Genomic DNA, 22,707 nt, shown 5'->3' on the forward strand with positions numbered 1-22,707 from the left:
CATGGGCGTAGGTCGGATTAGCCGGAACGGCGTAATCCGACAAACACCTGTAGCGCCAACAATGTTGTCGGATTACGGCCTGCGGCCTAATCCGACCTACGTCCTTCGTTACATGCCCAGATAGGCGCTCTGCACCTGCTCGTTATGCAGCAATTCCGGTCCCGGCCCGGACAGGGTGATGGCGCCGGTTTCAATTACGTAGCCGACATCGGCAATCGACAGCGCGGCGTGCGCGTTCTGTTCGACCAGGAAGATGGTGATGCCCTGGTCGCGCAGTTCGGCCACGATGCGGAATATCTCGGCAATCAGCAGCGGCGCCAGGCCCATGCTCGGCTCGTCGAGCAGCAGCAGTTGCGGGCGGCCCATCAGCGCGCGCGCCATGGCCAGCATCTGCTGCTGCCCACCTGAGAGCGTACCGGCCAGCAGCAAACGCTTTTCCTTGAGGATCGGGAACAGGCCGTACATGCGCTCCATGTCCGCCGCCACTTCCTGCTGTGGGCGGGTAAAGGCGCCCAGGCGCAGGTTGTCTTCCACCGTCATCGGGCCGAACACCTGGCGCCCTTCCGGTACCTGGCAGATGCCGGCGCGCACGCGCTTGTCGGCGCTCATGCGCGTCACATCCTGGCCGCCGAACGCAATCGCGCCGGCGCTCATCGGCTGCACGCCCGAGATGGTGCGCAGCAGCGTGGTCTTGCCGGCGCCGTTGGCGCCCACCAGCGCCACCAGCTGTCCCTGGCGCACCTGCAGGTCGATGCCGTGCAGCGCCTGGATGCGGCCATAGTGGCTGGTCAGCCCCTTGATATCGAGCACCAACGGTGCCTGAGGTTTTTCCGTCATCATCATGCCGCCACTCCCAGATACGCCGCCACCACATCAGGATTGGCGCGTACTTCGGCGGCCGTCCCTTCGGCCAGCTTCTTGCCATAGTCGAGCACCAGGATATGGTCCGACAGATTCATCACCAGCTTCATGTCATGCTCGACCAACACCACCGTCACGCCCGACTGCGCCACCTTGCGGATCAGCGTTTCGATCTCGCCCGTTTCGGTATGGTTCAGGCCAGCGGCCGGCTCATCGAGCAGCAGTACCTTCGGCTTGGCAGCGAGCGCACGCGCAATCTCCAGGCGCTTCAGCGCGCCATACGACATCTGCCCGGCTTCGTCGTCCAGATGCCGTCCCACGCCGACAAACTCCATCAGGCGCGCCGCTTCGTCACGGCACTCGGCATCGGCACGGCGCACCGACGGCAGGCGCAGCATCGAGGCAAACAGATTCTGGTTCAGGCGCAGATGCGCGCCCACCATCACGTTGTCGATCGCCGTCATGTTCATGCACACCTGCAGATTCTGGAAGGTGCGGCTCATGCCGCGCCGCGCCAGCGCATCGGGCGACATGGCGGCCACGTTTTCACCATTGAGCAAAATCTCGCCTTTGGTCGGTGTATAGACGCCCGTGATCAGATTGAACAGCGTGGTCTTGCCGGCGCCGTTCGGGCCGATCACGGAATGGATGTTGCCTTCCTTGACGGTAAAGCTGACATCCTGCACCGCATGCACGCCGCCAAAGCTCTTGCTCAGGTTTTTAATCGTCAGCATCTCAGGTCTCCTTTACCGATGGCTTGGTCGGCGCCTTCGGCGTGCCAGCGCGCTTGCGCGAACGGCTGGCCAGGCTCGGCACCAGGCCCTTGGGCATAAAGATCATGGTGGCCATCAGAATCACGCCGAACACCACCGTCTCCCAGCCCTCAAAACTCGACAGCAACTGCGGCAAAATCGTCAGCAGCGCGGCGCCGATAATCGAGCCGAAAATCGACGCCATGCCGCCCACCACCACCATCGTCACCAGTTCGATCGAATGGAAGAAGCCGGCCAGGTTGGGCGTGATAAAGCCGATGTAATGGGCACTGATGCTGCCGGCAATACTGGCAATCACGGCCGACAGCACAAACACGCGCACCTTGAAACGGGTAGTATCGACGCCGACCACGCGCGCCGCCACTTCCGAGCCGTGGATCGCCTGCAGCACGCGGCCCACCGGCGAATCGATCAGGTTCAGCGCCAGCCAGGTCACCAGCAGCAGCAACACGGCGCATACCAGGTACCACGATTTTTCACCGGCGATTTCCAGCCCGCCCAGCGTAAAGGCCGATACGCCGATGCCGTCCGGACCACCGGTCCACTGCGTCTCGTTGTTGATCACGATGGAGATAATGATGCCCAGGCCCAGCGTGGCCATGGCCAGCGTATGGCCCTTGAGTTTGAGTACCGGGCGCGCCAGCAGCAGCGCCAGCAAACCGGTGGCAACGGCGCCCGCCGCCAGTGCGGCCAGCGGCGGCCAGCCGTAATGCGTGGTCAGCACGGCCGAAGCATACGCACCCAGGCCGTAAAAACCCGCGTGGCCCAGGCTGATCTGGCCGGTATAGCCCATCAGCAGGTTCAGGCCGATCACCACGATGGCGTTCAGCGCTATGCGGATCGCCACGTCATAGTAAAACGCATTGGTCAGGAACAGCGGCAGGATGGCCAGCACCAGCGCCAGTACCAAGAGGCCCGCGTAGCGCGAACGATTGAACAGGGTCTTCATACACGCTCCGAATTCTTGGCGCCAAACAGGCCTTGCGGCATAAAGAACAGGATCAGCAGGATCAGCACGAACGGCACCGCATCCTTGTAGGCCGACGAGATATAGCCGGCCGTCATGGCTTCGGCAATGCCGAGGATCAGGCCACCGGCAATCGCGCCCACGCCGCCGCCCAGGCCGCCCAATACCGCCGCCACAAAACCTTTCAGGCCCAGCATGATGCCGGCGTCATACGAGGTATAGGTAATCGGCGCAACCAGAATGCCGCCGGCCGCGCCCAACAGAGCCGACAGGCCGAACGAGAACAGCAGGACCTTGCGCGTGTTGATGCCCACCAGCTGGGCGGCAAGCTTGTTGTGCGAGGTGGCCAGCATGGCTTTGCCCATCAGCGTGCGGCCGAAGAACCAGCCGAGCACCAGCACGATCAGCACCGACACGCCCATCACCCACAGGCTTTGCGGCAGCAGGCTGGCGCCCAGGAACTCAATCGGTGCATCACCCGAAAAGGCCGGCAGCGAATGGGTATCCTTGCCGAGGAAAATCTGCACCAGGCCGCGCAGCACCAGCGAAGCGCCGATGGTAATGATCAGCAGCGTAATGACCTGCGCATTTTGCGCCGGTTCGATCACGGTTTTTTCCATGATCAGGCCGACCAGGCCGGTGGCGATCACGGCCAGAATAATGGCCAGCGGCAGCGGCACGCCGGCGGCGGCCATCACGGCGGCCAGCATGCCGCCCAACATGATGAATTCGCCCTGCGCGAAATTGATCACGCCACTGGTGTTGTAGATAATGGTAAAGCCCAGTGCGGCCAGCGCGTAGGCCGAACCGACGGTCATCCCGGAATACAGGAACTGCAGAAATTGTGCGACGTGCATGGTGTCTCCAAGTGTCATGGCGCGGGCGGCTCTCAAGGCCGCCTCGCGCAGCGGTCTACTACCCTGTCATTATTTCAGCAGTTGCCAGTCGCCGTTCTTCACTTCGACCATGCGGAAAGCCGACAGGTCCAGGCCCATATGGTCCTTGGCCGACATATTGAATACGCCGGTGGTGCCCACAAAACCCTTGGTCGATTCCAGCGCCGCGCGCACCTTTTCACGGTCGGTGCCGCCGGCGCGCTTGATGGCGTCCACTGACAGGTTCAAGGCGTCCAGCGCATAGCCGCCGAAGGTCGACGGGTCGATCTTGTAGCGGTCCTTGTAGGTCTTGTCGTAGCCGACCACGATGGCTTTCTGCGCGTCGCTGTCAGGCAGCATGGCACCGATCAGCAGCGCCGGCGTAGGCAGGCGCACGCCTTCGGCCGACTTGCCCGACAGCTTCAGGTATTCATCCGAGGCCACGCCGTGCGACTGGTACATTGGTAGTGCGCTCATGCCCAGTTGGCCGTAGTTCTTGGTGGCCACCGCCGGGCCCTGGCCCAGGCCGAATACGAATACGGCCTGCACGCCGGCTGTGTTCTTGATGCGGGTCAGCTGCGCGGTAATGTCGGTGTCTTTCGGGCCATAGGTTTCATCGGCCACCAGCGTGATGCCGTATTTGGAGGCGACAATCTGCGACTCCTTGCGGCCCGACGCGCCAAAGCCGCTGGTTTCGGACAGCAGGCCAACCTTGGTGATGCCGCGCTTTTTCATGTCTTCAAACACCTTCTCGGCCGCCATGCGGTCGGTATGCGGCGTCTTGAATACCCATTTCTTGACCGGGTCGATCACCACCACCGCGCCGGCCAACGAGATGAACGGCATGCTGGCGCGGTCAACCAGCGGCGCCATCGCCATGGTGGCGCCAGTGGTGGTGCCGCCGATCAGCACATCGACCTTGTCCGACTCGATCAGGCGCTTGGTAAAGCCGTTGGCTTTGGCCGCATCGCTGCCGTCGTCGTAGTGCACCAGTTCGAGCTTGCGGCCAAGCACGCCGCCTGCCGCATTGATCTTCTCGATATACAGCTGCAGCGTTTTCAGTTCAGGGTCGCCCAGGAACGCCGCCGGACCGGTCACCGACAGCACCGAGCCGATCTTGATATTGTCGGCCGCATAAGCGCCCGCAGCAGACATGGCCAGTACGCCGGCGATCAGGGTTTTCTTGAAGATATTGGCAATCATTGTGGTCTCCACCAGGTTGGCACTACGGTCAATGGTCAGCGCTTTTTTTACTGCGCATTTTTTAATTTTTTACACTCGTTCGATAATCACGGCAATGCCCTGCCCCACGCCGATGCACATGGTGCACAGCGCATAGCGCCCGCCCGTACGTTCGAGCTGGTTCAGGGCGGCCATCACCAGGCGCGCCCCCGAGGCGCCCAGCGGATGGCCGATGGCAATCGCGCCGCCGTTCGGATTCACATGCGCGGCGTCGTCGGCCAGGCCCAGGTCGCGCGTAACGGCCAGCGCCTGCGCGGCAAACGCCTCGTTCAATTCAATCACATCCATCTGCTCGATGGTGAGGCCGGTCTGCGCCAGCACCTTGCGCGTGGCCGGCGAAGGCCCGAAACCCATGATGCGCGGCGCCAGGCCGGCCGTAGCCATGCCCAGCACTTTGGCGCGCGCCTTGAGCTTGTATTTATCGACCGCCGCACCGGAGGCCAGCAAAATGGCGCAGGCGCCGTCGTTCAGGCCCGAGGCATTGCCGGCCGTGACGGTGCCATCAGGCTTGACCACGCCTTTCAGCTTGGCCAGCATTTCCAGTGACGTATCGGGGCGCGGATGCTCGTCGGTGGTAACCATTTTCGGATCGCCTTTTTTCTGCGGCACGGCCACCGGCACGATTTCGCTGTCAAACACGCCGGCAGCATGGGCAGCGGCCCAGCGCTGCTGGCTGCGCAGCGCCAGTGCATCCTGGTCGGCGCGGCTGATGCCGAACTCCACGGCCACGTTTTCCGCCGTTTCCGGCATGGTGTCGATGCCGTACTGCGCTTTCATCTTGCCGTTCACAAAGCGCCAGCCCAGCGTGGTGTCTTCAATCTTGGCCGCGCGCGAAAAGGCGCTGTCGGCCTTGCCCATCACGAACGGTGCGCGCGTCATGCTTTCCACACCGCCGGCGATGATCAATTGCGCTTCGCCAGCCTTGATCGAACGCGCCGCCAGGCCGACTGCATCGAGGCTGGAGCCGCACAGGCGGTTGATGGTATTGGCCGGCACATCGACCGGCAGTCCGGCCAGCAATGCGGCCATGCGGCCGACATTGCGGTTGTCTTCGCCGGCCTGGTTGGCGCAGCCGTAGAACACGTCGTCGATGGCGGACCAGTCGACGGACGGATTGCGGGCGATCAGCGCGGCGATAGGCAGCGCACCCAGGTCGTCGGCGCGCACGCCAGCCAGTGCGCCGCCATAGCGGCCAAACGGGGTACGTACGGCGTCACAGATAAAAGCGTCGTTCATGTTCAGTCCTCGTATAGATTAGGAGAATATCTTCGGGCGCTGGTCAACCACGCGGCGCGCCTTGCCCGTCAGCGTGCGCTCGATGGCCGAAGCGGCCACCAGGCGCACCCGGGTGGAAACGCCCACATGGGTCTTGATGCGGTGCTCGAGTTCGCGCGCCAGTGCATCGGTTTCGCTGGCCGACAGCGAAACAGTCAGGTCGACGCGCAGTTCTGCCACCACTTCGAGCTTGTCCAGATGGCCGTCTCGCGTGACCACCAGCTGGTACTGCGGCGACAGTTTCGGCATCTTCAGTATCAGTTCTTCGATCTGCGTCGGGAAGACGTTCACGCCGCGTATGATCAGCATGTCATCCGAGCGGCCGGTGATCTTGCCGATGCGGCGCATGGAGCGCGACGTCGGCGGCAGCAAACGGGTCAGGTCGCGCGTGCGGTAGCGGATAATCGGCAGCGCTTCTTTCGACAGCGAAGTAAATACCAGCTCGCCCTCCGAGCCGTCCGGCAGCACTTCACCCGTTTCCGGATCGATAATCTCGGGATAAAAATGGTCTTCCCAGATGACCGGGCCGTCCTTGCTCTCGATGCATTCGGAGGCCACGCCCGGGCCCATCACTTCGGACAGGCCGTAGATATCGACCGCATCGATGCCGGCGCGCGCCTCGATTTCCGAGCGCATGGCGTCGGTCCACGGCTCGGCGCCAAAGATGCCGACCTTCAGCGACGAATCGGCCGGGTCCAGGCCCTGGCGCGTGAATTCTTCAATGATATTGAGCATGTACGACGGCGTGACCATAATGATCGATGGCTTGAAATCCTGGATCAGCTGTACCTGCTTTTCGGTCTGGCCGCCGGACATCGGAATGACCGTACAGCCCAGGCGCTCGGCGCCGTAGTGGGCGCCGAGGCCACCGGTAAACAAGCCATAGCCATACGAGATATGCACCATGTCGCCGGCACGCCCGCCGCCGGCGCGAATCGAGCGCGCCACCACATTGGCCCAGGTATCGATATCGTTCTGCGTGTAGCCGACCACCGTGGCCTTGCCGGTAGTGCCGCTCGATGCATGAATGCGCACCACCTGCTCGCGCGGCACGGCAAACAGGCCAAACGGATAATTGTCGCGCAGGACCTTTTTATCGGTGAACGGGAATTTCGACAGGTCGGCCAGCGACTTCAGGTCGTCCGGATGCACGCCCGCTGCATCAAACGCGGCGCGATAGTGCGGCACATTGTCATAGGCATGCTTGAGCGTCCATTTCATGCGCTCGAGCTGCAGCGCCTGCAGTTCATCCTTGCTGGCGCGCTCGATCGGCTCGAGGTCATTCGGGTTCGGGGTGCGTTGGACCATCTCGTATCTCCTAGTATTCTTAACCGTTCAAATCAAAGCGGCAGTTCAATGCTGCTCTTGTATGACTTCACCTGCTATGCGGATCGACTTGCCGCGAAACAGCGCAATGGCGCGCCCTTCCTGGTTGCTGACCCTGACGTCATAGACGCCGCTTTTTCCCGCCAGCGCCTGTTCGACGCCTTCGGCCGTCAGCACATCGCCCTCGCGGCCCGGCGCCAGGTAATCGATGGTGCAGCCTGCCCCCACCGTATTGAGGTTGTAGCTGTTGCAGGCAAACGCAAAGGCGCTGTCGGCCAGGGCAAAGATAAAACCGCCGTGGCAGGTCTGGTGGCCGTTGAGCATGTCGGCGCGCACCGTCATGGTCATGCGCGCGTAACCAGGGCGTACCTCGGCCAGCGCAATGCCCATGGCGGCCGTGGCGTTATCGCGCGACAGCATCGAGGCAGCAGCTGCTTCTGCCAGCGCCTGGGCGCTCATGTTGATATCTTCATTCGGCATGAAATGCAGCTCCCGAGGCGAGTTTGCGGCGCAGCAGCGGCGAGACGCGGTAGCGGTCTTCGCCATAGCCCAGCGCCAGGTGATGCAGCACGCTGACGACATGGGCCAGGCCAACGGCATCGGCCCAGGCCAGCGGGCCGCGTGGATAGTTGACGCCTTTTTGCATGGCGATATCGACTGCCTGCGCCGTGCACACGCCCTGATTGACGGCGTCAGCGGCTTCGTTGGCCAGCATGGCCACCGTGCGCATCACGGCCAGGCCCGGCACATCGTCCAGGCGCGTGACAGCAAAGCCGGCCGCCTGGAACAGGCCGACGGCGGCGGCATAAGCTTCGTCGCTGCACTGGTCGGCGCGCGCCAGCGCCACTCTTTTAGCAGTCGCATAATCGAGTGCCAGGTCGAACAGCACCGTGTCGGCATGGCCGTTGTCATGCGCGCGCTGGGTAGCGCTGCGGCCGTCGGTCAGGTAAATCGTCGCGCCATTGCAATGGAGCGCAGGCGAGGCGTCCTGCGCCTGGCCTTCAAGCAGTACGCGGCTGTTGATGCTGATGCCGGCCTGTTCCAGGCGCTGCACCAGTGCATGCATCACGCCGCTATGGCCACGGCCGTCGCTGCCGATGGCGCTCGACAAGGCCACTACGTCCGGACGCACCTGCGCAGCTTCTTCCTGCGCCACCGGCGCGCTGGCGCCCTCGCCATAATGGTAGAAACCACGGCCAGACTTGCGACCCAAAAAGCCGGCGTTGACCATCTCCTGCTGCAGCACCGACGGTGTAAAGCGCGGATCGTTGAAGTAGGCGCCGAACACCGACTGGGTGACCGAGAAATTGACGTCATGGCCGATCAGGTCCATCAGCTCGAACGGCCCCATGCGAAAACCGCCAGCTTCGCGCAGCACCGCATCGATAGTGGCGGCGTCGCCCGCCTGTTCGCTCAGCAAACGCCAGCCTTCGGCATAGAAGGGACGGGCCACGCGGTTGACGATAAAGCCGGGCGTGGATTTGGCGTGCACGGGCATCTTGCCCCAGGCTTGCGCCGTGTCGTAAACGGTCGCCGCCACGTCTGCACTGGTGGCCAGCCCACTGATGACCTCTACCAGCGCCATCAGCGGCACCGGGTTAAAGAAATGCATGCCGACCAGGCGCTCGGGGTGACGCAACTTGGCGGCAATCGCGGTAACCGAGATCGACGAGGTATTGGTGGCCAGGATGCAGTCTTCGCTGACCACCGCTTCGAGTTCGGCAAACACGCTGCGCTTGACGTCGAGGTTTTCCACGATGGCTTCCACCACCAGCGCCGCGTCAGCGACGTCCGACAGGCTGGCGGCCGGCTGCAGGCGTGCCGTTGCGTCCTGCGCCTGCTGCGCCGTCATGCGGCCCTTTTCGGCCAGCTTGCCATACATCTTGCCGATGTCAAGCAGCGCCTTGCTGACCGCCTCAGGGCGCGTGTCATAGAGCTTGACGCGGTAGCCGGCGGCTGCTGCCACCTGTGCGATGCCGGCACCCATGGCGCCGCTGCCGATCACGGCCACCACGCTGTTTTCTGGCAGTGCAGTCATTATTTCCCCTTGAATTGCGGTACGCGTTTTTCCATAAAGGCGGCCACGCCTTCGCGATAGTCTTCGCTGTTACCGAGCTCACTCATCATGCGTGCTTCCAACGCCAGCTGCTGCGGCAGGGTATTGGCGCCGCTCGCGGCCAGCGCCTGTTTGGTCAGCGCCAGACCCTTGGTTGGCGCGGTGGAGAAATGCACGGCCAGCTTGCGCGTCTCCGCAGCCAGTTCGGCGTCGTCCACGCACTTCCAGATCAGGCCCCAGTCTTCGGCTTTTTCCGCCGTCAGCTTTTCGCCGAGCATGGCCAGGCCCATGGCGCGGGCAGAGCCGATCAGGCGCGGCAGGAAGAAGGTGCCGCCGGTATCCGGAATCAGGCCCAGCTTGCAGAACACTTCGACAAAGCTGGCCGACTTGCCGGCGATAACGATATCGCAGGCCAGCGCCAGGTTGGCGCCGGCACCGGCCGCTACGCCATTGACGGCGCAGATCACCGGCATTGGCAGCGCTTTCAGCGCCAGCACCAGCGGCGCATAGTTCTTTTCCACCGATTCGCCCAGGTCCACGCCCTTGGAACCCGGTTCGACGGCGCGGTCCGACAGATCCTGGCCGGCACAGAAACCACGGCCGGCGCCGGTCAGCACGAATACGCGCACGGAGCTGTCGGCATGGACGCGCGCCAGCGCATCGCGCACTTCTTCATGCATGGCCTGGGTAAAGCTGTTGAGCTTGTCAGGGCGGTTCAAGGTGAGCGTGGCGATGCCCTGCTCGATGGTGAAGAGGATGTTCTGGTAGGTCATGGGGTGTCTCGTCTTTGTTGATTGTTAACCCAAGTGCCACTACTGGGGTGTGCTGTTATTCAGCCTGGTCGAAGTCAACCACCACCTTGTCGCTGATCGGAAAACTCTGGCAGCTGAGCACGAAGCCGCGTGCCACTTCGTAGTCTTCCAGCGCGTAGTTGACGTCCATCTCGACCTTGCCATCCATCACCTTGCAGCGGCAGGTCGAGCACACGCCACCCTTGCACGAGTAGCGCATGTCGATCCCCTGGCGCAGGCCGGCGTCGAGAATGGACTCCTTGTCCTTGTCCATGGTGAAGGTGGTGTGGTTGCCATCCAGGATGACGGTCACTTCAGTTTCCGCGACCGTGCCGGTGGCCAGCTGGGCGCGCGGCTTGTGCGCATTTTTCGGGATGCTGGCGGCGAACAGTTCGATTTTGATATTCTGCTTGGGCATGCCGGCCGCCTGCAGGGCAGCGGACACGCCCAGCATCATGTCTTCAGGACCGCAGATAAAGGCGTTGTCGTAGTCCTCTACCTTGATCCAGTGCTGCAGGAACTGCTCGCATTTTTCCTGGGTGATGCGGCCGTTGAACAACTCGATGTCCTGCTGTTCGCGGCTCATGACATACACCAGATTCAGGCGCTCCAGGTACACGTCTTTCAGGTCGGTCAGTTCTTCCTTGAAGATCACGGACGACGAGGCGCGGTTACCGTAGAACAGCGTGAAACGGCTCAAGGGTTCCGTCAGCAAGGTGGTCTTGATAATCGACAGGATGGGCGTAATGCCGCTGCCCGAGGCAAAGGCCAGGTAATGCTTGCGGTTGACGCAGTCGAGCGGCACGTTGAAGTGGCCCATCGGCGGCATCACTTCGATGGTGGCGCCGGCCTTGAGCGTATCGTTGGCCCAGGTGGAAAAGGCGCCGCCGGGCGTGCGCTTGATGGCCACGCGCAAGGTGCCGTCCTGCACGGCCGAGCAGATGGAGTAGGAACGGCGCACGTCTTCGTCATTGATGTTGGCGCGCAGCGTCAGGTGCTGGCCCTGCTGGAAACGGAACTGCTGCTGCAACTCCAGCGGCACATCGAAGGTCACGGCGATGGTGTCGCGCGTTTCGTTGCGCACGTTCGACACCGACAGCGGATAAAATTTACTCATGCTTCCATCTCCAGTTTCTGGCATCGTGCCTGTTTTTTTAATGGCACTTGAAGTAGTCAAACGGTTCGCGGCAGTCCAGGCATTTGTAGAGCGCCTTGCAGGGCGTGGAGCCGAACTGGCTGGTCAGCTGCGTGTGGACAGAGCCACAGTTCGGGCAGACTACCTCCAGCTTCGGCACGGGCAAACGTTTCACGCCCCCACGCAAGCCGCTGATATCGATTACTTGCTGCTGCGGAGGCGCAATGCCGTAGCCGTGCAGTTTGGCCTTGCCGGTCTCGCTCATCCAGTCGGTAGTCCAGGCCGGCGACAGCTGGTTGACCAGCGTGACGTCCTGTACGCCATGGCTGTGCAGCGCCTCGGTCACGGCGTCGGCAATCACCTGCATGGCCGGGCAGCCCGAATAGGTTGGCGTAATGGTCACCACGCAGGCGTCGCCGTGCACTTCGACGGCGCGCACGATGCCCAGGTCCACCACCGAAATGACGGGAATTTCCGGATCCGGCACGTCGCCGAGCCAAGCCCAGACCTGTGCCGCGTCCAGCGCTGCAGCCGCGGCGTTCATTACCACTCCGACCCGGGATAGGCGCGCTGCAGGAACTGCATCTCGGCCAGGATATAGCCCAGGTGCTCGCTGTGCGCGCCCTGCTTGCCGCCCTTTTGCATCCAGGCGTCGGCGGGCGGCATGACGAGCGTCGCTTCGGCAAAAATCTCGGCCACGTGCTCCAGGAAGGCGGCGCGCACCACCTCGGCAGGCGGCGCAATGCCGGCGTCCACCATGGCCTGGTCGACGGCGTCGTACTTGAACAGCTCACCGGTGTAGCTCCACAGCGCATCGGCAGCAGCCTGCGTTTTCGCGTGGCTGACAGCGGTACCGTCGCCGAGGCGCACCACAAGATCGCCGCTGCGGCGCAGGTGGTAGGTCACTTCCTTGATCGACTTTTGCGCCACTTCGACAATACGCGCATCGCCGCATTTGGCCAGTTCGAGCAGCTGGAAGTAATGCCAGGTGTCGAAGAAGAACTGGCGCATCATGGTGTCGGCGTAATTGCCGTTGGGCTGCTCGAGCAGCAGGCAGTTCCGGAAATCGTGGGCGTCGCGCAGAAAGGCGATATCGTCCTCGTCGCGGCCCCGGCCTTCCAGTTCGCCCGCGTAGCTGAACCACATGCGCGTCTGGCCCAGCAGATCGAGCGCGACGTTGGTCAGCGCCATGTCTTCTTCCAGCGCCGGGCCTTTGCCGCACAGCTTGGACAACTGCTGGCTCAGGATCAGGGCGTTGTCGCCCATGCGCAAAAGGTAATTAACTTTGTCATCCATGTGCAGCTTCCCGATTACAGATTCTTGACTTCTTCCGGCATCGGGAAGAAGGTCGGATGGCGGTACACCTTGCTGTTCGACGGTTCGAACAGCGCGCCCTTGTCGGCCGGGCTGCTGGCGACGATATCGGCAGCGCGCACCACCCAGATGCTGACGCCTTCATTGCGGCGCGTATAGACGTCGCGCGCGTTGTTGACCGCCATGGCGGCGTCGGATGCATGCAGGCTGCCCACATGCTTGTGCGCCAGGCCGTGCTGGCTGCGGATAAAGACTTCCCACAATGGCCATTCTTTGCTCATCTTGCTGTCCCCTTTTTATAATCAGGCTGCCGCTTGTTTTTCGGCTTGCTTGTCTGCATACGCTACCAGGGCGTCGCGGAACCATTCACCGTCTTCGTAAGCCTTGACGCGGGTCTGCAGGCGTTCGCGGTTGCATGGGCCGTTGCCCTTCAATACGTTGTTGAACTCGGACCAGTCGATTTCGCCGAATTCATAGTGGCCCGTCTCGGCATTGAATTTCAGGTCGGGATCGGGCACGGTCAAGCCCAGATATTCGATCTGCGGCACGGTCTGGTCGACCATGCGCTGGCGCAGTTCGTCATTGGAAAACAGCTTGATGCGCCACTGCGCCGACTGCGCGCTGTTGACCGAGGCCGCATCGGACGGGCCGAACATCATCAGCGACGGCCACCACCAGCGGTTCAGCGCATCCTGCGCCATGGCCTTTTGTTCCGGCGTGCCCTTGCACAGCGACATCATGATGTCGTAGCCCTGGCGTGCATGGAACGACTCTTCCTTGCAGACGCGGATCATGGCGCGCGCATACGGGCCGTACGAGCAGCGGCACAGCGGAATCTGATTGATGATGGCCGAGCCGTCGACCAGCCAGCCGATGGCGCCCATATCGGCCCATGACAGGGTCGGGTAATTGAAGATGCTCGAATATTTGGCTTTGCCAGAATGCAGGGCCGCCAGCAGTTCGTCGCGCGATACGCCCAGCGTTTCGGCGGCGCTGTACAGATACAGGCCGTGGCCTGCTTCATCCTGGATCTTGGCCAGCAGGATCGACTTGCGCTTGAGGGTCGGCGCCCGCGTGACCCAGTTACCTTCAGGCAACTGACCAACGATTTCCGAATGGGCGTGCTGCGAAATCTGGCGGATCAGCGTCTTGCGGTAAGCGTCCGGCATCCAGTCCTTGGCCTCGATCTTGATGCCTTCGTCGATGCGTGCCTGGAAGGCGCGCTCGTCCTGGCCCATGTCATCGATGGAGCGGACATTTTTCAGGCCGGTTTCAACCATTTGTGCGTACATGATGCATCTCCCATGTCTGTGGTTGCATGTGCCTGCGGCTGGCGCAAAGCGATAAACGGATAATACGATACATAAAACGATTTGCATACACTTGATTTGAATCATTTCATAAATCCGTATCTTATGTTCCTTTATTGGGCGTATGATGGTAAAAAATAGTCCATGCCCCGGCACATGGCAAAGTAAACTGCTGTCTTTCAGAAAAACATGCCAGACCAGGACCCGATGAAGAACACCGCTTGCAGCACATGGATCACCGATTTCCTTGCCAGTGACCCGCCGCGCTCGAAGTCGCTGGTGATGACCATTTTTGGCGACGCCATCGTGCCGCGCGGCGGCACCATCTGGCTGGGCAGCCTGATCGACCTGCTGGCGCCGTTCGGCGTCAACGACCGCTTGCTGCGTACCAGCGTGTTTCGCCTGGCGCAGGAAGGCTGGCTGATTTCACAACGCGATGGCCGGCGCAGTGCCTACACCATCAATCCGCCCTCGCTGGCCCGCTTCGAGCGCGCCTACCGCCGCATCTACGCACCGCTGGTGGCGCACTGGGACGGCAGTTGGACCTTCGTCATCGGCGCGGCCGGCAATATCAGCGCGGCCGAACGCGGTGCGCTGCGCAAGGAGCTGCTGTGGGCAGGCTATGGGCTGGTGGCGCCCGGCATCTTCGGCCATCCGGCCAGCAACGCCGATGCGCTGGAAGACATCATCGTGCGCAACGGCGTGCAGGGAAAACTGTATGTTTGCCACAGCACCGAGCTGCCCGGCACCAGCACGCGCCCGCTACGCGAACTGGTCGGCGAATGCTGGGACCTGTCCGAAGTGATGGCCGGCTATGAAAAATTCATCGCCCGCTTCCAGCCACTGCTGACGCTGCTGGAACAAGCGCCACAGATGGACGCCGAACAGGCGTTCGTGATCCGCTCGCTGCTGACGCACGCCTACCGCCGCGTGCAGCTGCACGACCCGCAACTGCCGGTCGAACTGCTGCCCGAGCCGTGGCCTGGCACCCAGGCCTACGCGCTGGCGCGCGCGCTGTACCGGCTGACCTACAGGGCGGCCGAAGAACATATCCTGGCCACCCTGCAGCGCGAAGATGCGCAGGCCGCTGGCCTGGCGCCATGGTTTTACGAGCGCTTCGGCGGGTTGGACGGGTGAGGCAAAGCGCGTATCATCGCGCCATTGCACACGATGCAAACCCCATTTGTTTTTACCAGGAACAACCATGACCATCAAAATCAGCCAACAATTCGACGCCGGCGCCATTGAAGTGCTGCGCGCCGATGATGCGCAGTCGATCGAACTGAATATCCGCAAGGACTCGCACGCCGACATTACCCAGTGGTTCTATTTCCGCCTGCAAGGCGCACAGGGCGAAGCGTGCAAGCTGCGCTTCATGAACGCCGGCAAGTCGGCCTACCCTGATGGCTGGAAAGACTACCAGGCCGTGGCCAGCTATGACCGTGAAACCTGGTTCCGCGTGCCGACCAGCTATGACGGCACGGTGATGACCATCGAGCATACGCCGGAAGAAGAAAGCGTGTACTACGCCTACTTCGAGCCGTACCCATGGGACCGCCACCTGGCGCTGATCGACAGCGCCCAGGCTTCGCCGCTGGTGCGCCTGGTCGACCTGGGCAGCACCATCGAAGGGCGCGACATGAACCTGCTGGTAGTCGGCGACGCCGATGCCGAGAAAAAAGTCTGGGTGATTGCTCGCCAGCATCCTGGTGAAACCATGGCAGAGTGGTTTGTCGAAGGGATGCTCGAAGCGCTGCTCGACCAGGCCAACCCGTTTGCCCGCCAGTGCCTGCAGGACGCGGTGTTTTATGTGGTGCCGAACATGAATCCGGACGGCTCGGTACATGGCAACCTGCGCACTAACGCGGCTGGCGCCAATCTGAACCGCGAGTGGATGACGCCTACCATGGAGCGCAGCCCGGAAGTATTCCTGGTCAAACAGAAGATGCATGAAATCGGTTGCGACCTGTTCCTCGATGTACATGGCGACGAAGGCCTGCCGTATGTATTCGTGGCCGGCAGCGATGCACTGGAAAACTTCACGCCGGCGCAAAAAGCCGAGCAGGACCGCTTTATTGCCGACTTCAAGGTGGCCAGCCCCGACTTCCAGGACGTCTACGGCTATGAAGACGGCCCTTTCACGCCGGAAGTGCTGACCATGGGCTCGCCCCATATCACCCACGCCTTCGGCTGCCTGTCGCTGACGCTGGAACTGCCGTTCAAGGACAACGCCAACGATCCTGACCCGCAAACGGGCTGGAGCGGTGCGCGCAGCGCGGCGCTGGGTGCGGCGGTGTTGCAGCCGATTCTGGCGACGCTGCGCGGGTAAGTAGCGGGATGTACGGTGGTGTCGGATTACGGCCCGGAGGGCCTAATCCGACCTACAGACCGGTGCGATCTGGCGCAGGGCTGCGACCAGCTTGTCCAGATGCGACGGCGGCGTAAAGATGCCGGGTGTGACGCGCAGGCAGGCGCCGCCGGCCAGGCCGCCGCGCGGCACCACGTAGATGCCGTGCTGCGCTTCAAGCTGCTCCGACAGGGCCATATTGTCGGCCATGCTGGTCTTGCCTTTGACGCGGAAAGAGGCTATCGCGCTGCTCAGGCGCACATCGCTTGACGCCAGCACCTCGATGCCGGCGATCTCGCGCGCAGGCTCCACCCAGCGGTTGCGCAGCAGCTGCAAGCGCGCCTGCTTGCTCGCCACGCCGATTTGCGCATGCGCTGCCAGCGCCACCGGCAAGGTAAGGTAGGCGGCAAAGTTGACCGTACCCGTATGCACGCGCGTACTGATATCGTCACCGGATGCATCGCCCATATAGGCATCGATATCGGCCAGCCGGCCGCGCCGGATATAGATCGCCGCCACGCCCACGGGCGCGCCGATCCACTTGTGCAGGTTGATGCCGGCAAAGTCCACCTGCAGGTCGGGAATGGTCAGGTCCAGCTGGCCGAAGCCATGCGCTGTGTCGACGATCACATCGATGCCGCGCGCACGCGCCATCTGGCTGATCTGCGCCACCGGCAGCACCATGCCATTGCGATGGTTGACGTGCGTGAGCAACATCATTTTCAGCGCCGGATGACGCTCGATGGCCTCGGCGTAGGCGGCCAGCACGCCATCATGGGAAAATGGCTCGGGCATGCTGATCGACACCACCTGCACGCCGCGGCGCTGCTCGAGCCAGCGCATGACCGTGATCATATTGTCGTAGTCGATATCGGCAACAAGCACGGTGTCGCCCGGCTGCAGGCGGTTGTAGCCGGCAAGCAGTATCTGCATCGACTCGGTGGCGCAGCGCGTCAGCACCAGTTCATCGATGCCCACGCCCAGCGCTGCGGCGGCTGCCGCGCGCGCCGCTTCAAAGTCGGCGGGGAAACGTTTGCGCGCATACCAGGCGTTGTCGCGGTTGACCACCTCGAGCTGCTGCTGGTAATGCGCGAGCACGGTCTTGCTCATGGAACCCCAGTAACCGTTGTCGAGCATGACCACGTCCTGCGTCAGCTCGTATTGTGCGGCAATTTGTTGCCAGTAGGCTTCATCCGTTGCGATTGTCATGTGCCCGCCACCACCATGCTCTCCAGCAAAATTGAACCTGTTGATTTGGTACCGCGTCGCATCACATCGCTGCCGACAGCGACGATATGGCGCAGCATGTCTTTCATATTGCCTGCGATCGTGATTTCCTCGACCGGATACTGGATCACGCCATTTTCCACCCAGTAGCCCGAAGCGCCACGCGAATAGTCGCCGGTCATGTAGTTGGTACCCTGCCCCATCAGCTCGGTGACCAGCAGGCCAGTGTTCAGCTTTTTCAGCATGGCAACGAAGTCGTCGCCGGGCGCTGTCCGGGTTGAGGTCAGAGAGAGATTATGCGAGCCACCGGCATTGCCGGTGGTCTGCATGCCGAGCTTGCGCGCCGTGTAGGTCGACAGAAAGTAGCCCTGCACCACGCCATTGCTGACCACCTGGCGCGGTGTGGTTTTCACGCCCTCGTCATCGAACGGGGCCGAGCCGACGCCGCCGATCACATGCGGGTCTTCATGGATCTGCAGATGCTCGGGCAATACCTGGGTGCCGAGCGAGTCGTTGAGAAAACTGGCCTTGTGATACAGCGCGCCACCCGAGGTGGCCAGCACATAGGCACCCAATAAGCCTATCGCCAGCGGTGCCTCGAACAGCACCGGGCAGGTGCGCGTACCGAGCTGGCGCGCGTTCAGGCGCGCCAATGCGCGCTCGGCAGCGTAGCGCCCGATGGCTTCGGGGGTGGCCATGGTGGCTGCGTCGCGTACCGAGCAATACCAGTCGTCGCGCTGCATTTTCGCCCCTTTGCCAGCAATCATTGCCACCGACAGGCCATGGCGCGAATACGGATAGCCGCCGATAAAGCCGCGCGAATTGGCCGACACGAAATGCGAGTGCTGCACATGCACGCTGGCGCCTTCGCTGTTGCTCACGCGCGGGTCGACCGCAAAGCCGGCCGCTTCGGCGCGCTGCGCCAGCACCACCGCCTCTTCGGTCGAGATGCGCCATGGATAAAACAGCTGCAGGTCGCGCGGCGCCGTTTCCAGCAATTCGGTTTCGGGCAGGCTGGCGCAAGCGTCGTCAGCCGTAAAACGGGCGATATTGCAGGCGGCCTCGACGGTGGCGCGCAGCGCCCTGGGAGAAAAGTCGGACGTGCTGGCATTGCCGCGCTTGTTGCCGACAAACACCGTCACGCCCATGCCCTTGTCGCGGTTCTGTTCGATGGTCTCGATCTTGCCTTTTCGTACAGAAACCGACAGGCCGCTGCCTTCGCTGAAATCCACCACCGCCTCGCTGCCACCAGCCTTGCGCGCAAAAGACAACACATCGTGCGCCAGTTGTTTCAATTGCTCTTGACTGTGGGTAAAAACGGGGTCATCCATGCGCTGATTTCTTCGGAAAGCCGCTAAAAAGGTTATCATAGCAGTCGTTTACAGTTTACAGGTGCGGCCAGCGAGGCCAATCCCGCCTTATCATGCCAAATCCAAACCGGGGAGCTTGCGGCTTCCAATCCTCCGAATTCGAACAGGAATATGAGCGTCCGTCGAAGACAGAACTCAAACGCCAGTCGAACGAATTGCAAAAGCTGGGTGAAGACCTGGTCAACGAACCGCGCGACCGCGTCAAGCGCGTGCCGATGCCCGAAGACGTGCGCGACGCCATCCTGGCATGCCAGAACATCAGCAATCACGAAGGCCGCCGCCGCCAGATTCAGTTTATCGGCAAGAAAATGCGCACGCTCGACGAAGAAGAAGTGGCGATCATCCAGCGCACCATCGACAGCTGGAAAGGCTTGTCGAAAGCCGACACGGCCGCCCTGCACGCCATCGAACGCCGCCGCGACAAGCTGCTGGCCGACGACAGCGCGCTGACCGTCTTGCTGCAGGAAAACCCGGAACTGGACGTGCAGCAACTGCGCACCCTGATCCGCAATGCACGCAAGGAACAGGCCGAGAACAAGCCACCGAAAGCCTACCGTGAAATCTTCCAGATCCTGAAACAAGTCGCCAAAAAGCAGGCTGGCGGCAAGAATGATGCTGACGATGAAGAAGACGGCGAGCAAGAGGAAGAGTAATACCACTCCTTGAAGCAGCCGGGGGTCGACCCAGAGGGTCTGCCCCTAATATCGCTAACTAAATTAGCGTCCCAGCTCCGCAAGCACACCACAAAAGGTGAGGCCCCTTCAGTCGCCAGCAAGGGAGCTCCGGGCCAAGCGGGCCTGAAAAATGTCGAGGGCAAGGCGTAGGTCGGGTTAGCCCGCAGGGCGTAACCCGACAACACCACGGCTGTCGGCATTTTCTCAGGCTCGCGACTCTGGCCCGCCATTTTCGCCTTGCGCATTTCAATGCCTGAAAAAGCTTAACTTGACGGCATCAGGGCCTGCACCCTTTATTACGCCACGGAAAAACTACCCATGACCACTATCGAAGACGAACTGATTATCGGCCTGGTGTCGATCTCCGACCGCGCCAGCGGCGGCGTATATGAAGACCAGGGCATCCCCGCGCTGGAAAGCTGGCTGTCGGCCGCCTTGCGCACGCCGTTCCGCCTGGAAAAGCGCCTGATTCCCGACGAGCGCTCGCAGATTGAAAACACGCTGATCGACATGGTCGACCTCAGCCATTGCCATCTGATCCTGACCACCGGCGGCACCGGTCCGGCGCGGCGCGATGTGACGCCCGACGCCACGCTGGCTGTTGGCAGCAAGGAAATGCCGGGCTTTGGCGAACAGATGCGCCAGATCAGCCTGCAGTTCGTGCCGACCGCCATCCTGTCGCGCCAGGTGGCCGTGATCCGTGAAACGCCGGAACGCGCCTGCCTGATCATGAACCTCCCAGGCCAGCCCAAGGCCATCAAGGAAACCCTCGAAGGGCTGAAAGACGCTGAAGGCAAGCAACTGGTCAACGGCATCTTTGCCGCCGTGCCGTATTGTATCGACCTGATCGGCGGCCCGTACATGGAAACCGACCCGGCTATCTGCAAGGCCTTCCGCCCCAAATCCGCGCTGCGTCCGGCGCAACCACTCCCTGAGGAAAAACCATGAGCACCTTGCTGGAAACCATCGAACTCGACAGCGCACCGAACCCGACCGTCTCGATTATCTGGATGCACGGCCTGGGCGCCGATGGCAATGACTTCGTGCCGCTGGTCAAGGAACTCGACCTGCGCGGCTGCCCGGGTATCCGTTTTATCTTCCCAAGCGCCGGCACCATGCCCGTGACCATCAACAACGGCTATGTGATGCGCGCCTGGTACGACATCCTGGTCAGTGACCTGGTACGCCGCGAAGATGAAAACGGCCTGCGCGCCTCGCAGGCGCAGATCGAAGCGCTGATTGCGCGTGAAAAAGCGCGCGGCATTCCAGCTAGCAAGATCATCCTGGCCGGCTTCTCGCAAGGCTGCGCGATGACGCTGCAGACCGGCCTGCGCCACCCTGAAGCGCTGGCCGGCCTGATGTGCCTGTCGGGCTATCTGCCGCTGGCCGACAAAACCGCTGCCGAGCGCACTCCGGCCAGCCTGAATACGCCAGTGTTCATGGCGCACGGCGTGGCCGACCCGGTGGTGCAAATCGCGCGCGCCGAACAGTCGCGCGATTTGCTGACCGGCATGGGCTACCAGGTCGAGTGGCATACCTACCGCATGCAGCATTCCCTGTGCCAGGAAGAAATCAACGATATCGGCGCCTGGTTGAAAAAAGTGCTGGCCTAGTTGGTCGCCGGCTTATTTTCATTCCAGATTTTCAGCATGTCGGGCGACGCTTCCGAACGGATGCCGTTGTCCGCCAGCACCGCTTCGGTCGCCGCCAGCATGGCCTTGCGCGGCACTACCACGGTTTCAGCGTCGCGCTGCTCGAAGCGGAACGTCAGCATCTCGTCGGTCTGGTCACGCAGCAGCGCTACCAGATGCGCGAGGCTGCGCACCGGCACGCCATTGACGGAATACAGCACCGAGAAAAAGCGCGTGCCGTAGCCGTTCATCAGGGGATGGGGAAAGAATGGCGAGGAAATCACCACCAGTTCCTCACGCTGGGCATCGGGTGCATCGCCGCGTTTGGTGACCAGTGGATTGCCGGCAAAGCCCATGCCTGTCAGGATGGCTGGGTTGCTATTAGGCACCGTCATGAAATCGGTGGTGGCGCGGGTAAATACCATCGGGCCGAGAATAAAGTAGGACGGATAGTCGCCGTGCAGGCCGGGAATCAACATCGGGCGCGACGCCGAAACGGGTACATTGATCTTCATGCTGTCGCCATTGCGTATTACCGTCAGAGGCAACTGGCCATCCCTGGCCACCTGCTGCACACGGTACTGGAAACGCACACGGCTGTTGGCGTTGAGCTTGACCATGCCCTGGTTATCGACCGGATAATCACCAATTTTCGTGATCACATCCCACTCCTTGAGCGGATAGGCCGGGTCCTTGCTGGCCGGCGTCTGCACCATCGCGCCCTCGACATTCTTGCCCAGCTTCAGATAGCTGCGCAGGGCCGGGTTTTCCAGCGTTTGCGTAAAGTCGAACAGTGCCGGCTTGCCCTTGGGCGCACCGCTTTCCTGGTCGCGCAGGAACAATTCGATTTCCTCGTTGGGAATAATAAAGCCCATATTCTGCACATTGGTGCCGGTGGCGTACGCCAGGCCGATCATCTTGTCGCCGGCAATCACGGCGCCGCCGCTGTTGCCGGGATTGATCGCCGCATCGATCTGGATGCGCAGGCCCGACACCGGATAGTTGTAATGCACGAACTCGATGCGCGAGACGATGCCCTTGGTAATCGACAGCGAGGTGCCGCCCACCGGGTAGCCGTAGGCCATCACGGCGTCGCGCACATCCGGCAGCACATTGGCGCGCGCCAGCGGTTTGTGGGTATCGAAAAAACTGTCGTCATTGACCTTGAGCAAAGCCAGATCCATGCCTGGCGAAATGGCCAGCACGGTAGCGTCGAGCTTGTCGCCCGAGCCATTGGCCAGGATCTGCACCTGGCTGGCGTAGCCGACCATATGCGCATTGGTCAGGATGCGGTGGCCTTCGATCACCACGCCAGAACCGGTGACCGACTGCGGCGCGGCCTTGCTCCACGGCTTGTACGGATCGGGACGGCGCAGCGTGGCAAATACCTTGACCACCGAGTTGTCGAGCGCCGACGCACTGGCAGTGGCGGCTTCGGCAGCAACCGCGTGCACCATCATCAAAGGAAAAAGGGCCAACGCCAGCAAGGCGCGGCCCATCAGGGTCTGGCAAGCACGAGTTTTCATGATTCGA

General features: G+C 62.0%; 23 protein-coding genes. 5 read left to right on the forward strand and 18 right to left on the reverse strand.

From position 1 onward, the window contains the following. Window positions 1-108: 108 nt before the first annotated feature. The 15 genes from GCM43_RS05990 to paaA form a co-directional block, all read right to left on the reverse strand. Entirely contained in the window at window positions 109-840 is a 732-nt protein-coding gene (locus GCM43_RS05990) for an ABC transporter ATP-binding protein (RefSeq protein WP_152242942.1), read from the reverse strand. After that, window positions 840-1,595 (reverse strand): ABC transporter ATP-binding protein, encoded by a 756-nt coding sequence (locus GCM43_RS05995; protein WP_152242624.1) that lies wholly within the window; start codon window positions 1,593-1,595, stop codon window positions 840-842. The genes GCM43_RS05990 and GCM43_RS05995 overlap by 1 nt, the downstream gene beginning before the upstream one ends. 1 nt (window position 1,596) lies before the next feature. Further along, window positions 1,597-2,583, reverse strand: coding sequence for a branched-chain amino acid ABC transporter permease (locus GCM43_RS06000; RefSeq protein ID WP_152242625.1), 987 nt, complete (start codon window positions 2,581-2,583; stop codon window positions 1,597-1,599). Further along, window positions 2,580-3,458, reverse strand: a complete 879-nt coding sequence (locus GCM43_RS06005; RefSeq protein WP_152242626.1) for a branched-chain amino acid ABC transporter permease — start codon at window positions 3,456-3,458, stop codon at window positions 2,580-2,582. The genes GCM43_RS06000 and GCM43_RS06005 overlap by 4 nt, the downstream gene beginning before the upstream one ends. A gap of 69 nt (window positions 3,459-3,527) precedes the next feature. After that, entirely contained in the window at window positions 3,528-4,679 is a 1,152-nt protein-coding gene (locus tag GCM43_RS06010; RefSeq protein ID WP_152242627.1) for an ABC transporter substrate-binding protein, read from the reverse strand. Between the two features lie 69 nt (window positions 4,680-4,748). Then, window positions 4,749-5,954: a 3-oxoadipyl-CoA thiolase gene (gene pcaF, locus GCM43_RS06015; RefSeq protein ID WP_152242628.1), complete on the reverse strand. Its 1,206-nt coding sequence runs from the start codon at window positions 5,952-5,954 to the stop codon at window positions 4,749-4,751. An 18-nt stretch (window positions 5,955-5,972) separates the two neighbouring features. Next, window positions 5,973-7,301 carry a phenylacetate--CoA ligase PaaK gene (gene paaK, locus GCM43_RS06020; protein ID WP_152242629.1) on the reverse strand — a complete coding sequence of 443 codons (1,329 nt, stop codon included), beginning with the start codon at window positions 7,299-7,301 and terminating at the stop codon, window positions 5,973-5,975. A 45-nt stretch (window positions 7,302-7,346) separates the two neighbouring features. Continuing rightward, window positions 7,347-7,799: a hydroxyphenylacetyl-CoA thioesterase PaaI gene (paaI, locus tag GCM43_RS06025; RefSeq protein WP_152242630.1), complete on the reverse strand. Its 453-nt coding sequence runs from the start codon at window positions 7,797-7,799 to the stop codon at window positions 7,347-7,349. Then, on the reverse strand, window positions 7,789-9,357 hold the full coding sequence (gene paaH, locus GCM43_RS06030) for a 3-hydroxyacyl-CoA dehydrogenase PaaH (protein WP_152242631.1): 1,569 nt from the start codon (window positions 9,355-9,357) through the stop codon (window positions 7,789-7,791). The genes paaI and paaH overlap by 11 nt, the downstream gene beginning before the upstream one ends. Then, window positions 9,357-10,148, reverse strand: a complete 792-nt coding sequence (paaG, locus tag GCM43_RS06035; protein ID WP_152242632.1) for a 2-(1,2-epoxy-1,2-dihydrophenyl)acetyl-CoA isomerase PaaG — start codon at window positions 10,146-10,148, stop codon at window positions 9,357-9,359. Before paaG ends, paaH begins: the two co-directional genes overlap by 1 nt. Window positions 10,149-10,203: 55 nt before the next feature. After that, entirely contained in the window at window positions 10,204-11,283 is a 1,080-nt protein-coding gene (gene paaE / locus GCM43_RS06040) for a 1,2-phenylacetyl-CoA epoxidase subunit PaaE (protein WP_152242633.1), read from the reverse strand. Between the two features lie 37 nt (window positions 11,284-11,320). Beyond that, window positions 11,321-11,845, reverse strand: a complete 525-nt coding sequence (gene paaD / locus GCM43_RS06045; protein WP_152242634.1) for a 1,2-phenylacetyl-CoA epoxidase subunit PaaD — start codon at window positions 11,843-11,845, stop codon at window positions 11,321-11,323. Beyond that, window positions 11,845-12,597, reverse strand: coding sequence for a 1,2-phenylacetyl-CoA epoxidase subunit PaaC (gene paaC / locus GCM43_RS06050; RefSeq protein WP_152242635.1), 753 nt, complete (start codon window positions 12,595-12,597; stop codon window positions 11,845-11,847). Before paaC ends, paaD begins: the two co-directional genes overlap by 1 nt. A gap of 14 nt (window positions 12,598-12,611) precedes the next feature. Then, window positions 12,612-12,896 carry a 1,2-phenylacetyl-CoA epoxidase subunit PaaB gene (paaB, locus tag GCM43_RS06055; protein ID WP_152242636.1) on the reverse strand — a complete coding sequence of 95 codons (285 nt, stop codon included), beginning with the start codon at window positions 12,894-12,896 and terminating at the stop codon, window positions 12,612-12,614. 21 nt (window positions 12,897-12,917) lie between these two features. After that, window positions 12,918-13,907 carry a 1,2-phenylacetyl-CoA epoxidase subunit PaaA gene (paaA, locus tag GCM43_RS06060; RefSeq protein ID WP_152242637.1) on the reverse strand — a complete coding sequence of 330 codons (990 nt, stop codon included), beginning with the start codon at window positions 13,905-13,907 and terminating at the stop codon, window positions 12,918-12,920. Between the two features lie 207 nt (window positions 13,908-14,114). On the opposite strand from paaA, the gene paaX reads away from it, so the two are divergent. Further along, window positions 14,115-15,062 carry a phenylacetic acid degradation operon negative regulatory protein PaaX gene (gene paaX, locus GCM43_RS06065; RefSeq protein ID WP_319636938.1) on the forward strand — a complete coding sequence of 316 codons (948 nt, stop codon included), beginning with the start codon at window positions 14,115-14,117 and terminating at the stop codon, window positions 15,060-15,062. Between the two features lie 67 nt (window positions 15,063-15,129). Then, window positions 15,130-16,254 (forward strand): M14 family metallopeptidase, encoded by a 1,125-nt coding sequence (locus tag GCM43_RS06070; protein ID WP_152242638.1) that lies wholly within the window; start codon window positions 15,130-15,132, stop codon window positions 16,252-16,254. Window positions 16,255-16,296: 42 nt separating this feature from the next. On the opposite strand, the gene GCM43_RS06075 is transcribed toward GCM43_RS06070, so the two are convergent. Then, entirely contained in the window at window positions 16,297-17,481 is a 1,185-nt protein-coding gene (locus GCM43_RS06075; RefSeq protein WP_152242639.1) for an aminotransferase class V-fold PLP-dependent enzyme, read from the reverse strand. Further along, on the reverse strand, window positions 17,478-18,830 hold the full coding sequence (gene pmbA, locus GCM43_RS06080; RefSeq protein WP_152242640.1) for a metalloprotease PmbA: 1,353 nt from the start codon (window positions 18,828-18,830) through the stop codon (window positions 17,478-17,480). Before pmbA ends, GCM43_RS06075 begins: the two co-directional genes overlap by 4 nt. A gap of 92 nt (window positions 18,831-18,922) precedes the next feature. On the opposite strand from pmbA, the gene yjgA reads away from it, so the two are divergent. The 3 genes from yjgA (at window position 18,923) to GCM43_RS06095 (ending at window position 21,156) form a co-directional block, all read left to right on the forward strand. Beyond that, entirely contained in the window at window positions 18,923-19,522 is a 600-nt protein-coding gene (gene yjgA / locus GCM43_RS06085; protein ID WP_152242641.1) for a ribosome biogenesis factor YjgA, read from the forward strand. A 339-nt stretch (window positions 19,523-19,861) separates the two neighbouring features. Further along, entirely contained in the window at window positions 19,862-20,491 is a 630-nt protein-coding gene (gene mog / locus GCM43_RS06090) for a molybdopterin adenylyltransferase (protein WP_152242642.1), read from the forward strand. Beyond that, window positions 20,488-21,156, forward strand: a complete 669-nt coding sequence (locus GCM43_RS06095) for an alpha/beta hydrolase (protein WP_152242643.1) — start codon at window positions 20,488-20,490, stop codon at window positions 21,154-21,156. The genes mog and GCM43_RS06095 overlap by 4 nt, the downstream gene beginning before the upstream one ends. On the opposite strand, the gene GCM43_RS06100 is transcribed toward GCM43_RS06095, so the two are convergent. Further along, complete coding sequence (locus tag GCM43_RS06100) at window positions 21,153-22,700, reverse strand: S1C family serine protease (RefSeq protein WP_226929342.1); 1,548 nt, start codon at window positions 22,698-22,700, stop codon at window positions 21,153-21,155. The two genes, GCM43_RS06095 and GCM43_RS06100, sit on opposite strands and share 4 nt — an antisense overlap. Window positions 22,701-22,707 lie beyond the last annotated feature (7 nt).

It is taken from the genome of Janthinobacterium aquaticum, from assembly GCF_009208565.1.
GTDB lineage: Bacteria > Pseudomonadota > Gammaproteobacteria > Burkholderiales > Burkholderiaceae_D > Janthinobacterium.

Coding starts and splice junctions, on each gene's coding strand:
- GCM43_RS05990 (WP_152242942.1), bottom strand. CDS start 840: ATGATGACGGAAAAACCTCAGGCACCGTTGGTGCTCGATATCAAGGGG.
- GCM43_RS05995 (WP_152242624.1), bottom strand. CDS start 1,595: ATGCTGACGATTAAAAACCTGAGCAAGAGCTTTGGCGGCGTGCATGCG.
- GCM43_RS06000 (WP_152242625.1), bottom strand. CDS start 2,583: ATGAAGACCCTGTTCAATCGTTCGCGCTACGCGGGCCTCTTGGTACTG.
- GCM43_RS06005 (WP_152242626.1), bottom strand. CDS start 3,458: ATGCACGTCGCACAATTTCTGCAGTTCCTGTATTCCGGGATGACCGTC.
- GCM43_RS06010 (WP_152242627.1), bottom strand. CDS start 4,679: ATGATTGCCAATATCTTCAAGAAAACCCTGATCGCCGGCGTACTGGCC.
- pcaF (WP_152242628.1), bottom strand. CDS start 5,954: ATGAACGACGCTTTTATCTGTGACGCCGTACGTACCCCGTTTGGCCGC.
- paaK (WP_152242629.1), bottom strand. CDS start 7,301: ATGGTCCAACGCACCCCGAACCCGAATGACCTCGAGCCGATCGAGCGC.
- paaI (WP_152242630.1), bottom strand. CDS start 7,799: ATGCCGAATGAAGATATCAACATGAGCGCCCAGGCGCTGGCAGAAGCA.
- paaH (WP_152242631.1), bottom strand. CDS start 9,357: ATGACTGCACTGCCAGAAAACAGCGTGGTGGCCGTGATCGGCAGCGGC.
- paaG (WP_152242632.1), bottom strand. CDS start 10,148: ATGACCTACCAGAACATCCTCTTCACCATCGAGCAGGGCATCGCCACG.
- paaE (WP_152242633.1), bottom strand. CDS start 11,283: ATGAGTAAATTTTATCCGCTGTCGGTGTCGAACGTGCGCAACGAAACG.
- paaD (WP_152242634.1), bottom strand. CDS start 11,845: ATGAACGCCGCGGCTGCAGCGCTGGACGCGGCACAGGTCTGGGCTTGG.
- paaC (WP_152242635.1), bottom strand. CDS start 12,597: ATGGATGACAAAGTTAATTACCTTTTGCGCATGGGCGACAACGCCCTG.
- paaB (WP_152242636.1), bottom strand. CDS start 12,896: ATGAGCAAAGAATGGCCATTGTGGGAAGTCTTTATCCGCAGCCAGCAC.
- paaA (WP_152242637.1), bottom strand. CDS start 13,907: ATGTACGCACAAATGGTTGAAACCGGCCTGAAAAATGTCCGCTCCATC.
- paaX (WP_319636938.1), top strand. CDS start 14,115: ATGCCAGACCAGGACCCGATGAAGAACACCGCTTGCAGCACATGGATC.
- GCM43_RS06070 (WP_152242638.1), top strand. CDS start 15,130: ATGACCATCAAAATCAGCCAACAATTCGACGCCGGCGCCATTGAAGTG.
- GCM43_RS06075 (WP_152242639.1), bottom strand. CDS start 17,481: ATGACAATCGCAACGGATGAAGCCTACTGGCAACAAATTGCCGCACAA.
- pmbA (WP_152242640.1), bottom strand. CDS start 18,830: ATGGATGACCCCGTTTTTACCCACAGTCAAGAGCAATTGAAACAACTG.
- yjgA (WP_152242641.1), top strand. CDS start 18,923: ATGCCAAATCCAAACCGGGGAGCTTGCGGCTTCCAATCCTCCGAATTC.
- mog (WP_152242642.1), top strand. CDS start 19,862: ATGACCACTATCGAAGACGAACTGATTATCGGCCTGGTGTCGATCTCC.
- GCM43_RS06095 (WP_152242643.1), top strand. CDS start 20,488: ATGAGCACCTTGCTGGAAACCATCGAACTCGACAGCGCACCGAACCCG.
- GCM43_RS06100 (WP_226929342.1), bottom strand. CDS start 22,700: ATGAAAACTCGTGCTTGCCAGACCCTGATGGGCCGCGCCTTGCTGGCG.